This window comes from Allostella sp. (assembly GCF_041913585.1).
Taxonomy (GTDB): domain Bacteria; phylum Pseudomonadota; class Alphaproteobacteria; order ATCC43930; family Allostellaceae; genus Allostella.
The window spans coordinates 19642-31364 of the sequence record NZ_JAYSFE010000050.1; the positions used below are offsets into that span (position 1 = coordinate 19642).

An 11723-nucleotide genomic window follows, 5' to 3' on the forward strand; every position below is an offset into this window, starting at 1 on the left:
GACCTGCCGATGCGTGCCGTGCGCTGCCATGCCTATGGCGACCTGGGCAACCTCGTGGTCGAGGAACTGCCGACGCCCGAGCCCGGGCCCGGCCAAGTGCTGGTCGAGGTCCATGCGGTCGGGATCAACTTCGCCGACGGACTGATGGTCCTCGGCCAGTATCAGGAGAAGCCGCCGGTGCCCTTCACGCCGGGGCTGGAGGCGGCGGGCGTGGTCGCGGCCTGCGGCGAGGGGGTGACGCGCGTCCGCCCCGGCGACCGCGTCGCCTGCCTTGTCGACACCGGGGCCTATGCCGACACGCTGCTCGCCCCCGAGGACCGGCTGTTCCCGCTTCCGGACGGCATGGACATGGCGACGGCGGCGGCCTTCCCGGTGGTCTACGGCACCTCGCACGTCGCACTCGACCGCCGCGCCCGCCTGCAGCCGGGCGAGACCCTGCTGGTTCACGGCGCGGCCGGCGGGGTCGGGCTGACGGCGGTCGAGATCGGCCGGGCCATGGGCGCCACGGTGATCGCGTCCGCCTCGACGCCGGAGAAGCTCGCGGTCGCGGCCCTGCACGGCGCCGAGCACCTCATCGACTATACCCGCGAGGATCTGCGCCAGCGCGTGCGCGAGATCACCGACGGGCGCGGCGCCGACGTCATCTACGATCCGGTCGGCGGCGACGTGTTCGACGCCTCGCTGCGCTGCATCGCCTGGGAGGGCCGGCTCGTCGTCATCGGCTTCGCCTCGGGCCGCATCCCGCAGGCCCCGGCCAACCTGCTGCTGGTCAAGAACATCGCCGTCATCGGCCTCTTCTGGGGCGCCTATCGCCAGCGCGATCCCAAGGTGGTCCGCGACAGCCTGGAGACGCTGTTCGGGTGGTGGGCCGAGGGCCGGCTGAAGCCGCACGTCTCCCACCGGCTCGACCTCGCCGACGCGGCGGCGGCGATCGGGCTGCTGCGCGACCGCCGCTCGACCGGCAAGGTGGTGCTCACGACCGGCCGCAGCGAGCCGGGGGCCGGGCCGCACGGATGACCGATCCGGTCCGGGCGCAGTACGAGACCTATCCCTACCCGGCCCGCGACCCGAAGGACGAGCGACGCCGGCTCGTCACCGGCTCGCCCAGCCACATCGCCGAGGTCGAGCACTATCTCTTCGCCGGCCGCATCCCGGCCGACCGCCCGCTGCGGGTGCTCTTCGCCGGCGGCGGCACCGGCGACGGGGCGATCATGCTGGCGCAGCAGCTCGCCGACCGCGGCCTGGCGGCGGAGGTCGTGCATCTCGACCTCTCGACGGCCGCCCGGCGGATCGCCGAGGCGCGGGCCGCCGAGCGCGGGCTAACCATGCGCTTCGTCACCGGCTCGCTGCTGGAGGCGGCCGGGCTCGGCCGCTTCGACTACATCGACTGCTGCGGCGTGCTGCATCATCTGGACGACCCCGACGCCGGGCTGCGGGCCCTGGCGGCGACGCTGGCGCCGGGCGGCGGCATCGGCATCATGGTCTATGGCGAACTCGGGCGGAGCGGCGTCTACCCGATGCAGGACCTGCTGCGCGGCCTGGCGCCGCCGGACCTGCCGCCGGCCGAGCGGGTGGCGCTCGCCCGTCGCGTCGTCCGCGGGCTGCCGGACACCAATCTCCTGCGCCGCAACCCGCTGCTGGGCGACCATCTGTCGAGCGACGCCGGGCTCTTCGACCTGCTGCTGCACGCCCGCGACCGGGCCTACCGGGTGCCGGGCGTCCTCGCCCTGCTGGCCGGGGCGGGGCTGCGCCTCGTCAGCTTCGTCGAGCCGATCCGCTACCGGCCGGAAACCTGGATCGCCGATCCGGCGGTGCGGCGACGGCTCGCTGGCCTGCCGGCGGCCGAGCGGATGGCGGCGGCCGAACTGCTGTCGTGCGGGATGAAGGTCCACATCGCCTATGCTGTCGCCGCCGATCGCGCCGACGATCCGGTCTGCGCGCTCGACGATGCGGCGGTGCCGGTACTGCGGGACATCGAGGCGGCGGCGCTGGCGCGGGCCCTGAAGCCGGGTCAGCCGCTCGTCGTCCGCTTCGACGGGGCGCCGCTGTCGCTGTCGCTGCCCGACCTCGCCGGGCCGATCGTCGCCCGGATCGACGGCCACCGCACCGTCGCCGCCATCCGCGACGACCTGCGCCGGACGGTCGCGCCCCGGCTCGACGGGCGGACGTTCGCCGCTGCCTTCCAGGGCGTCTTCGAGGGGCTGTGCGGGATCAACCGGCTGCTGCTGTCGCGCCGCGTCCCGTAGCGCGGCACAACGACGAACGGCCGGACGGGGGGCCGTCCGGCCGTTCCTGGTGCGGCCTCGGGAACCGGGAGGGGGCTCAGCCGCGCCAGAAGGGCTTGTCGTATTCGCCGATCGCGTCGGTGCGGGTGAGGCCCATGTCGCGCAGCATCCGGTCGTCGAGCTGGCCGAGATGGACCCGCTGCCGGTAGCGGTCGTTCCATTCGACCAGCAGCGAGAACGCGCGCTGCAGGAGCGCTCCCGGCCGCAGCGTCGGCGCGCCGGCGGCGGGCGCGATGCCGGGGGTGCCGGCGGGGGTCAAGCTGGGGGAAGCCATCGGGAGGTACTCCATCGCAACGGTCGGATGTCGTCGGAAGCGCTTCCGGACGACCCGCCTCGACCACCCCACGGCGGGGGTGGCCCGCGAGGGATCAGGATAAGGTGGGTTGGGCCCGTCGGCGCTGTGCATCCTTCATATGCCCTGAAATAATGGCGTTCTCGTGGAAGAACAAACGATGAATTCTCATGGGACGGATTAGCCCATATAATCCATCCGATGCGCCGTGACCTGCCCCCGCTGACCTCCCTTCGCGCCTTCGAGGCGGCGGCGCGCCTGCTCAGCTTCACCCGCGCCGCCGACGAACTGGCGGTGACCCAGGCCGCCGTCAGCCACCAGATCAAGAGCCTGGAGGACTGGCTGGGCGTGCGGCTGTTCCAGCGCCTGCCGCGCCGGCTGGCGCTGACCGAGGCGGGGCGCGAGCTGCTGGCGTCGGTGCGCGACGCCTTCGACCGCATCGAGGCGGCGGTGTCGCACACAAGGCGGAACGACGGCAGCGGCCCATTGACGGTGACCGTGGTGCCGTCCTTCGCCGCGAAGTGGCTGGTGCCGCGGCTCGGCCGGTTCCAGGCCGCCCACCCCGACATCGAGGTGCGAATCGCCGCCGACGCCCGGCTCACGCGGTTCGACGACGGCGTCGACCTCGCCATCCGCGCCGGCCGCGGGCCCTGGCCGGGGCTGGTCTGCGAGCGCCTGCTGGACGAGGAGCTCTTCCCGGTGTGCAGCCCGCGCCTGCTGGCCGGGCCGCGGCCGCTGAGCGAGCCGGCCGACCTCCGCCACCACACGCTGCTGCACGACGATTTCGAGCACGACTGGCGGATGTGGCTGCAGGCGGCGGGCGTCAGCGACGTCGACTGGCGCCGCGGCCCGCGCTTCAGCGACTCCAGCATGGTCGTCCAGGCCGCGGTCGAGGGGCAGGGGGTGGCGCTGGCGCGCAGTGCCCTGGCGCAGGAGGATCTGAAGGCGGGGCGCCTGGTGCGGCCGTTCCGCATCGATATCGCGAGCGACCTCGCCTACTACGTCGTCTGTCCGCCCGCCCATGCCGGCCGGCACAAGGTCCGCGCATTCCGCGACTGGTTGATGCGCGAGGCGGCGGCGGCCTAGTGTCTGCCTCCCGGTAGCGACGATCTCGACGGAGCGGCCCCTCGCGGATGGAGCGGAAATCCCAACTTCTCGTCTACGGCCGCGATGACCGGCTGCCCCCGCACCGTCTCGCGGGGCTGGCGCTCCAGCACCTGATCCTGCTGCTGATGTTCATCGTCTATCCGGTGATGGTCGGGCGCGGCCTCGGCCTGTCGGAGGCGGCCGAGATCCCGTTCCTGACGATGGCGATCCTGTCGGTCGGGCTCGGGACCATCTTCCAGTCGCTACCGGCGCCCTGGGGCAGCGGCCACCTCCATGTCCACCAGCCGTCGCCGATCTTCCTGCCGCTGGCGCTCCAGACGCTGCCGTTCGGCGGCCTGGCCGCGCTCGCGCCCCTGGTGGTGACGGCCGGCGTGGTCCAGATGGCGCTGGCGCGCGGCCTCCACTGGCTCCGGCGCGGGTTTCCGCCGGAAGTGATCGGGGTCGTCGTCGTGCTGCTCGGGATTTCCCTCGTCCCGGGCGCGCTGGAGCGCTGCCTGGAGCAGGGCGTGCGCGGCGACGCGGCGACGGCGCCCTTGGTGGCCGGCGTGACGCTGGCCGCCATCGTCGGCACCGCGGTCTATGGCCGCGGACCGCTGCGCCTCTTCAGCCTGATGATCGGCGCCGTCGTCGGCGTCGCGCTTGCCGCCTGGTTCGGGCTCTTCGCGCCGAGCGACCTGCGCCGCCTCTCCGAGACGCCCTTCTTCGCCCTGCCGTCGCTGCGCTTCGAGGGCTGGATCTTCAACTGGTCGCTGCTGCCGCTGGTCCTGCTCATCGCCTGCGTCCATACGCTGGACGCGCTGGGCGCGCATGTCGGGGCGCAGAAGCTGGCCGATGCCGACTGGCAGCGCACCGACACGGCGACGGCCGGGCGGGCGATCCGGACGGTCGGCGCCGGCAACGTCCTGGCCGGCCTCCTCGGCGGCTACCCGGCGGGCCTGTCCTCGTCGAGCGTCGGGCTCTCGTTCTCCACCGGCGCGGTCGCCTGGCGCATCGGCCTCCTCGCCGGCATCCTCGGGGTCGTCTGCGCCTTCATTCCGAAGATCGCGATGTTCCTGGCGATCCTCCCGGAGGCGGTGGTGGGCGCGATCGTCCTCAACGCCGCGGCCTTCATGATCGCCGCCGGGATGGAGCTGATCTTCGCCCGGATGCTGAACACCCGGCGGATCTTCATGGTCGGGCTGTCGGTGATCGCCGGGCTGGCGGCGCTGCTGCACCCGGAGCTGGCCGAGCCGGCGCCGGACTGGATCAAGCCGGTCATGGGCTCGCCGCTCTTCGTCGGGTCGGTGGTCGCGGTCGGCCTCAACCTCCTCTTCCGGATCGGCATCTCCGAGAAGGAACTGCTGACGCTGGCGGCGGACGATCCGCTGCCGATCCGCCTGCGCGACTTCTTCGAGCGGAAGGGCCAGCAGTGGGGGCTGCGCCGGGCGCTCGTCGACCACGCCCAGCTCGGCACCATGCAGGCGGTCGAGACCCTGTTCGAGTCGGGCATCCTGGAGAAGCCGACGGTCGACGTGTCGCTGCGCTACGACGACCTGCACCTCGACGTGCTCGTCGCCTACGCGGGCGCGGCGCTGCCGGTCGGCAGCCCGCGGCCGACGCCGGACGAATTGCTCGAACAGGACGACGCGCTCCTGCGCATGACCGCCCACATCGTGGCCGGCCTCGCGGACGGCTGCCGCGTCCGCTCCGAGAACGGGACGAGCCGGCTCGAGCTGCGCTTCGTGTCCTGACCGCGGCGTCAGGCGAGCAGCGGCGCCATCCGGTCGATCGCCGTCTGCAGGCGCTCGGGCGCGCTGGCGAAGCAGAGCCGGAGGTAGCCCTCGCCGCCGGCGCCGAAGGCGATGCCGGGGGCGACGCCGACCTTGGACTCCCGCACCAGGCGCTTGGCGAACTCCAGGCTGTCGGCCATGCCGTCGACCCCGAAGAAGGCGTAGAACGCCGCCTCCGGCCGGGCGATGCGGACGCGCGGGAAGCGGGCGAGGCCCTGCAGCACCACCTCGCGTCCGACCCGGCAGCGCTCGACCATCTCGGCCAGGAAGGCGTCGCCGTCGCGGATGGCGGCCAGGGCTCCGTGCTGGAGGAAGGCGGGCGAGCCCGAGGTGTTGATCTGGGTGAGCTTGGCCAGCAGATCGCCGAAATTGTCGGGCGAGGTGACCCAGCCGAGGCGCCAGCCGGTCATCGCCCAGGGCTTGGAGAAGCTCTGCACCACGACCAGCGGATCGTCGGGGCCGGCATGTTCGAGGAAGGAGGGCGCCACCGGCCGATCGTAGACGAGGCGCGCATAGACCTCGTCGGCGACCACCCAGATGTGCCGCTCGCGGCAGAAGTCGAGGATCGCCTTCTGCATCTCCGAGGGCATGACCCAGCCGGTCGGGTTGTTGGGCGAGTTGACGAAGATGAAGCGCGTCCGCTCGTCGACCGCGGCGAACAGCCGGTCGAGGTCGAGGCTCCAGGCGGCGCCGTCGAAGGCGAGGTCGACCTGCCGGGCCTCCGCCTCCTGCAGTTCCACGCCGTGGACGATGTTGGGCCAGATCGGCCCGACGATGACCGCGTTGTCGCCGCGGCCGAGGAGCGCCTGGCAGGTCAGGATGATCGCCTGCATGCCCGAGCCCGTGACCGTGATCCGCTCCGGCCCGCAGGCGATGCCGTAGACCCGCGCCGTATAGTCGGCGATCGCCTGGCGCAGCGGCGGGATGCCGCGCTGCCAGGTGTAGAAGGTCTCGCCGGCCGCGAGCGCGCGCGTCGCCGCCTCGTTGATGAAGGCCGGGGTGGTGAGGTCGCCTTCGCCGAACCACAGCGGGATCACGTCGGGATCGCCGCGGCCGACCATGGCGACGGCGCCGATCTTCGAGGCCGGCAGGAAGCTGGCGGCCGCGCGCACCGGCGCGGCGTAGCTCGGACCGTCGACGAGCGGCTGGGTCGTGGCATTCATGGCGGCGGCACCTTCGTGGGCGGGGCCGGCAATCTCGCAAAGCGCCGGGGCCGAGGCAACGCCAATCCCCGCCGCCGGTTCGCGGGAGGGCCCGAAGACGGGCTTCCAAATCGACGAAGATCATGCTCTTTCAAGCGCATGTGGCTCGACGATCCGGATATCGACCTCCGGTGGATTCTCTCCGCCGACATCCTCCACCTGCAGCGGGCCTGCGAACGCAGCGGCGTGCCGCTGACCGTCTTCCGGCCCGACCAGTCGGAGAATTCGCGTCTGGCACTGACCGACCGCACCGCGACCGTGGTGCATCCGAGCCGCGACTGCCCGAGCGGGCGCGAGTTCATGGTGCTGGTCGCCCACCTGCTGGTCTCGGGCCAGCCGTTCAATTTCCAGGTCGCCGGCTTCGACCATCGCGACGGCTCGCTGCGCGGCCTGCTGCGCCTCAATCCGAGCATCGCGCCGGAGACCCTGCGCATCCTGACCGATATCGGCATGAGCCAGGACCGCGAGATCTACGAGGAGATCTCGCACCGCATCGAGGAAGCGTTCGCCGGCCTGCGCCGGCAGATCAGCCACTCCCCGATCGTGCTCGAGGAGGACTGAGCGCGCCCGCCCGACGCGCCCGGTCAGTCCGCGAGCCAGGCGTCGCGGTTCGCCGCGACGAAGTCGTCGTCGCCGAGTTCGGGATAGGCCGCGACGACGCGGTCGATCTCGGCGGCCTGGCCGGGGCTCAGCGTCTCGTCGGGGTCGAGGCACCAGATGCCTTGCATCAATCCCTGCCGCCGCAGCACCTCGTGGCAGCCCGGGATGCAGCCGCGGAAGTCGTTGGCGACGTCGAAGAAGGCCGAGTTGGCGTCGGTCACCATGGAATCGAGCGCCAGCAGGTCGGCCGGGATCGGCCCGGCCGCGACCGCCGCCTTGATCCGGGCCAGCTGCTCGACGGCCCGCCTCGTCCACACGCTCCAGTGGCCGAGCAGGCCGCCGCGGATGCGCACCGTCACCGTCTCGCCGCCGCGCCGCACCCCGAAGGGCGTCAGCAGGTCGAGAACGATGTGATCGTCGTTGCCGGTGTAGAGGGTGATGCGATCCTCGGCCCCGGCCATCACCACGCCGCGGATCACGTCCAGCGTCCGGTAGCGGTTGAACGGCGCCATCTTGATCGCGACCACGTTCTCGATCTCGGCGAAGCGGCGCCAGAAGTCGGCCGACAGCAGCAGGCCGCCCGCCGCCGGCTGCAGATAGAAGCCCATGATCGGGATTTCCGCCGCGATCCGGCGGCAATGGTCGAGCACCTCCGCCTCGCCGGTGCCGCGCCACGCGCCGAGGCCGAGCAGGCCGGCATGGTAGCCGAGGTCGCGCACGATGGCCGCCTCGCGCAGCGCCTGCTCGGTGCGGCCGACGATGCCGCCGACCAGGACGATCGGCCGCCCGGCGCCGGCCGCGGTCTCGGCCGCCAGGCGCAGCACCGGCTCGTAGAGGCCGGTCTCGCGGATCGCGAACTGGGTCGAGTGGACGCCGACCGCCATTCCGCCCGAGCCGGACGCCAGATAGTAGCGGGAGAGCGCGCGCTGGTGGCGGCGGTCGAGCCGGCGGTCGGGACCCAGCGCCAGCGGATGGGCCGGGATGACGGTGCCTTCGCGCAGAAGCGCGAGGGTCGCGGGGTCGATGTCCTGCCAGCGCTTCGGCATCCGGTCTCCTGGGGCTCGGGTCCGGAGCGGATGACGCCGAAGCGGGCGACGGGAGTCAAGCCGCGCGCGCGAACCCGCATCCGGCATCCCCGGCTTGCTGCGGCGGGACGTCGCGGCTAAGTCTTTTTGCGTGCGCCCGGTTCCTCGACCCAAGGTTGGGGTCGGTCGGGCGGTGATTCGAACGATCGAACCGGGGAGACGCATCGATGAAGAAGCTGGCCTTGCCGATCCTGGCCCTGCTCGCCGCGGGCGGGACGGCCTTCGCCCAGCACACGAGCTGGCCGAAGTCACTGACGCTGACGACCGCTTCGCCGGGCGGCACCTTCGCCGTCTACGGCCAGGGCGTCGCCGCCGTCGTCAGCGACGTGGTCAAGGTGCCGACCTCGACCATGCAGACGCAGGGGCCGAACCAGAACGTCGTGTTGATCCAGCAGCGCCGCGCCGAGATCGGCATGACGACGATGGGGCCGGCCTACGAGGCCTGGGAGGGGACGCTCGTCATCAACAAGGGCGTCAAGCACACGGATATCCGGGCGCTCTTCCCGATGTACGAGACGCCGTTCCACGTCGTCGCCATTCAGAAGGCGGGCGCCGACGTCCAGTCGATGAAGGATCTCGCCGGCAAGACGGTCGGCTTCGGGCCGGCGGCGGGCACCCCCGGCGTCTACATGACGCGCTGGTTCAAGGATCTCGGGATCAACGTCACCGCCCGCTTCGGCCAGGGCAACGACATGGCTTCCCAGCTCGCCGACGGGCGTCTCGACGCCTTCGCCTTCGGCGCCGGCCTGCCGATCCCCGCCTTCAGCGAGCTCGACACCACCCACAAGGTGAATTTCTTCGGCTACACCGACGACGAGATCAAGGCGATCATGGCGAAGGCGCCCTACGTCGCGCCGTTCACGATCAAGGCCGGCACCTACAAGCAGCAGACGGTCGACAACAAGACGCTCTCGATGTGGAACTTCGGCATCGCCCACAAGACGCTGCCGGACGACCTCGCCTACGCCATCACCAAGGCGGTTCTCGAGAACAACCAGCGCATGGTGCAGACCCACGCCGCCGCCGTCGACACGCTGGCCAAGAACGCCTCGACCAACCGCTTCCTGCCGTTCCACCCGGGGGCTGCCCGCTACTACAAGGAAATCGGGGTCGCGATCGACCCCGGCGCGCAGCCGCAGCCCTGAGGTCCCGACGGGCCCACCCGCGGGGGATCGTCGCCCGCGGGTGGGCCGTCTCTTATCCGGTCGCGCGCCCGGGCGGCGGCGCGGCCGCAACCGCGGCGACAGATCGCGGATCGTGGCTCCGATCGCGTGGGGGGCAGTCGCCGTGACCAGCAGCTTCCAGGACACTCTTTCGGCCGCCGACGCCGAGCGCGCCGAACGTCTCGAATTCGGGGCGCGCACGCGCACCTTCGCCGGCTGGCGCGGCCATGCCTTCGTCGGTCTGTCCGCCGCCTACTGCCTCTTCCATATCGCGGTCCTCAACGTCGTGCCGCTCGACGAGTGGGTGTTCCGCACCATCCATGTCACCGTCGGCTCGGCGATCGCCTTCCTGCTCTATCCCATGCGCTCGTCCGGCGTCGGCCTGCGGGTGCCCTGGTACGACTGGGCAGCGGTGCTGCTGTCGCTCGCCTGCTGCGCCTACATCTGGGCCAACGTCGACGAACTGATCGGACGCACCGGCGTCCTGCCGACCCAGACCGACGCCATCGTCGCCGCGGTCGGCACCGTGCTGGTCATCGAGATCACCCGCCGCACGGCCGGCCTCGCCCTGCCGATCATCTGCCTCGTCTTCATCGCCTACGTCTTCGTCGGGCCGTGGCTGCCGGGCATCCTCAACTATCGCGGGTACGAGGCCGACCTCTTCTTCTCCTTCATCTACAGCATGGAGGGGATCTTCGGGATGACCACGGCGGCCTCCTCGCAGTTCATCATCCTCTTCGTCGCCTTCGCCGCCTTCCTGCAGGCGTCCAAGACCGGCGACTATTTCATCAACCTGGCGGTCGGCCTGTTCGGCGGGGTGCGCGGCGGCCCGGCGAAGGTGACGGTGGTCTCGGGCGTTCTCTTCGGGACGATATCCGGCAGCGCCGTCGCCAACGTCGTGGCGAGCGGCATGTTCTCGATCCCGATGATGCGCCGCGTCGGCTATTCCCGGACTTCGGCGGCGGCGATCGAGGCCACCTCCTCGACCGGCGGGCAGATCGTGCCGCCGGTGATGGGCGCCGGCGCCTTCCTGATGGCCGAGATCACCGGCATCGCCTACACCGACATCGCCCTCGCCGCGGTGGTGCCGGCGGTGCTGTTCTACGTCGCCAACTACGCCCACGTCGACATCGAGGCGGTCAAGCAGAACATCCGCGGGCTGCCGCGGGCCGAGCTTCCGAGCGTTCCGCGCCTGCTGCGGCAGGTCTACCTACTGGCGCCGCTCGTCATCCTGATCTGGACGCTGATGTCCGGATTCTCGGTCATCCGCGCCGGGACGATGGGCATCGTCGCCGCGATCGTCACCAGCTGGATCAGCCGTGACAGCCGGATGGGCCCGGTGGCGACGATCCGCGCCCTCGACGATGCGACCAGGCAGTCGCTGCAGCTGGTCGCGGTCTGCGCCTGCGCCGGCATCATCGTCGGCGTCCTCGGCCTGACCGGGCTCGGCGGCCGCTTCTCGGCCCTGGTGCTGGCGATCGCCGGCGAGAGCCAGTTCCTGGCGCTGGTCTTCGCCATGCTGATCGCGCTGCTGCTGGGGATGGGGATGCCGACGACGGCCGCCTATGCGATCGCCGCCGCCGTGATCGCGCCGGGGCTGCAGCAGATGGGCATCCCGCCGCTGATCGCGCACCTCTTCATCTTCTACTACGCCGTCATCTCGGCGATCACGCCCCCGGTCGCGCTCGCCTCCTTCGCGGCCGCCGCTCTGGCGGGATCGGACCCCTGGAAGACCTCCTTCGAATCCGTCCGCTACGGCGTCGGCGCCTTCATCGTGCCGTTCATGTTCTTCTACCAGCCGGCGCTGCTGATGCAGGGGGATGCGCTCGCGGTCGCGATCGCGGTCGCCACCGGGATCCTCGGGGTGCTGGCGCTGGCCTTCGCGAGCGAGGCGTGGCTCGTCCGGCCGCTCGGCTGGATCATGCGGGTGATTCTGCTGGCGGCCGGCCTTCTGCTCGTGTCCGGGGCCTGGTGGGGCGATCTCGCTGGGCTGGCGATCCTGGTCGCCGCCTGGGCTGCGGGCCGCGCTTCCACGCGGATTTCCGGGCCTTCCGCGGGGGGGTGAAAAAAATCGTCACAAACGTGTTGACGCCCCTTCGGCACCCCCTTATAAGCCGGCCTCCCAGACGGGCGGTGCCGAGCGAAACGGCGCCGGACGGACCGGGAAACGGTTCTTGGACATCGTGATTAGGGAAGGGATGCGCGGGCGGCGGTGCCTTG

At 71.5% G+C, this 11723-nt stretch carries 10 protein-coding genes; 7 read left to right on the forward strand and 3 right to left on the reverse strand.

The features are described from left to right. The first annotated feature begins 9 nt into the window (after positions 1-9). Positions 10-1017 (forward strand): NADPH:quinone oxidoreductase family protein, encoded by a 1008-nt coding sequence (locus tag ACE3Q3_RS11610; protein ID WP_374446049.1) that lies wholly within the window; start codon positions 10-12, stop codon positions 1015-1017. Beyond that, a complete protein-coding gene (locus ACE3Q3_RS11615) occupies positions 1014-2246 on the forward strand; it encodes a class I SAM-dependent methyltransferase (protein ID WP_374446052.1) in 1233 nt (410 codons plus the stop codon). The genes ACE3Q3_RS11610 and ACE3Q3_RS11615 overlap by 4 nt, the downstream gene beginning before the upstream one ends. A gap of 76 nt (positions 2247-2322) precedes the next feature. On the opposite strand, the gene ACE3Q3_RS11620 is transcribed toward ACE3Q3_RS11615, so the two are convergent. Continuing rightward, positions 2323-2559, reverse strand: coding sequence for a DUF1127 domain-containing protein (locus ACE3Q3_RS11620; protein WP_374446054.1), 237 nt, complete (start codon positions 2557-2559; stop codon positions 2323-2325). Between the two features lie 219 nt (positions 2560-2778). Here ACE3Q3_RS11620 and ACE3Q3_RS11625 point away from each other — a divergent pair, with 219 nt between their 5' ends. Then, positions 2779-3663: a transcriptional regulator GcvA gene (locus ACE3Q3_RS11625; RefSeq protein WP_374446057.1), complete on the forward strand. Its 885-nt coding sequence runs from the start codon at positions 2779-2781 to the stop codon at positions 3661-3663. Between the two features lie 47 nt (positions 3664-3710). Further along, positions 3711-5414, forward strand: a complete 1704-nt coding sequence (locus ACE3Q3_RS11630) for a solute carrier family 23 protein (protein ID WP_374446060.1) — start codon at positions 3711-3713, stop codon at positions 5412-5414. An 8-nt stretch (positions 5415-5422) separates the two neighbouring features. On the opposite strand, the gene ACE3Q3_RS11635 is transcribed toward ACE3Q3_RS11630, so the two are convergent. Further along, positions 5423-6616, reverse strand: coding sequence for a pyridoxal phosphate-dependent aminotransferase (locus ACE3Q3_RS11635; protein WP_374446063.1), 1194 nt, complete (start codon positions 6614-6616; stop codon positions 5423-5425). Positions 6617-6754: 138 nt separating this feature from the next. Between ACE3Q3_RS11635 and ACE3Q3_RS11640 the strand changes: the two genes are divergently transcribed. Beyond that, positions 6755-7216 (forward strand): hypothetical protein, encoded by a 462-nt coding sequence (locus tag ACE3Q3_RS11640; protein ID WP_374446065.1) that lies wholly within the window; start codon positions 6755-6757, stop codon positions 7214-7216. A gap of 23 nt (positions 7217-7239) precedes the next feature. Here ACE3Q3_RS11640 and ACE3Q3_RS11645 read toward each other — a convergent pair whose 3' ends face one another. Next, entirely contained in the window at positions 7240-8301 is a 1062-nt protein-coding gene (locus ACE3Q3_RS11645) for a dihydrodipicolinate synthase family protein (RefSeq protein WP_374446067.1), read from the reverse strand. Between the two features lie 206 nt (positions 8302-8507). Between ACE3Q3_RS11645 and ACE3Q3_RS11650 the strand changes: the two genes are divergently transcribed. Together ACE3Q3_RS11650 and ACE3Q3_RS11655 are read left to right on the forward strand one after the other, a co-directional pair. Next, a complete protein-coding gene (locus tag ACE3Q3_RS11650; RefSeq protein ID WP_374446069.1) occupies positions 8508-9485 on the forward strand; it encodes a TAXI family TRAP transporter solute-binding subunit in 978 nt (325 codons plus the stop codon). Between the two features lie 142 nt (positions 9486-9627). Continuing rightward, a complete protein-coding gene (locus ACE3Q3_RS11655; RefSeq protein WP_374446072.1) occupies positions 9628-11568 on the forward strand; it encodes a TRAP transporter permease in 1941 nt (646 codons plus the stop codon). The last annotated feature ends 155 nt before the right edge of the window (positions 11569-11723 follow it).

What these genes read in the sequence shown, in the direction of transcription:
- ACE3Q3_RS11610 (WP_374446049.1), top strand. Translation starts at nt 10, where the DNA reads ATGCGTGCCGTGCGCTGCCATGCCTATGGCGACCTGGGCAACCTCGTG.
- ACE3Q3_RS11615 (WP_374446052.1), top strand. Translation starts at nt 1,014, where the DNA reads ATGACCGATCCGGTCCGGGCGCAGTACGAGACCTATCCCTACCCGGCC.
- ACE3Q3_RS11620 (WP_374446054.1), bottom strand. Translation starts at nt 2,559, where the DNA reads ATGGCTTCCCCCAGCTTGACCCCCGCCGGCACCCCCGGCATCGCGCCC.
- ACE3Q3_RS11625 (WP_374446057.1), top strand. Translation starts at nt 2,779, where the DNA reads ATGCGCCGTGACCTGCCCCCGCTGACCTCCCTTCGCGCCTTCGAGGCG.
- ACE3Q3_RS11630 (WP_374446060.1), top strand. Translation starts at nt 3,711, where the DNA reads ATGGAGCGGAAATCCCAACTTCTCGTCTACGGCCGCGATGACCGGCTG.
- ACE3Q3_RS11635 (WP_374446063.1), bottom strand. Translation starts at nt 6,616, where the DNA reads ATGAATGCCACGACCCAGCCGCTCGTCGACGGTCCGAGCTACGCCGCG.
- ACE3Q3_RS11640 (WP_374446065.1), top strand. Translation starts at nt 6,755, where the DNA reads ATGTGGCTCGACGATCCGGATATCGACCTCCGGTGGATTCTCTCCGCC.
- ACE3Q3_RS11645 (WP_374446067.1), bottom strand. Translation starts at nt 8,301, where the DNA reads ATGCCGAAGCGCTGGCAGGACATCGACCCCGCGACCCTCGCGCTTCTG.
- ACE3Q3_RS11650 (WP_374446069.1), top strand. Translation starts at nt 8,508, where the DNA reads ATGAAGAAGCTGGCCTTGCCGATCCTGGCCCTGCTCGCCGCGGGCGGG.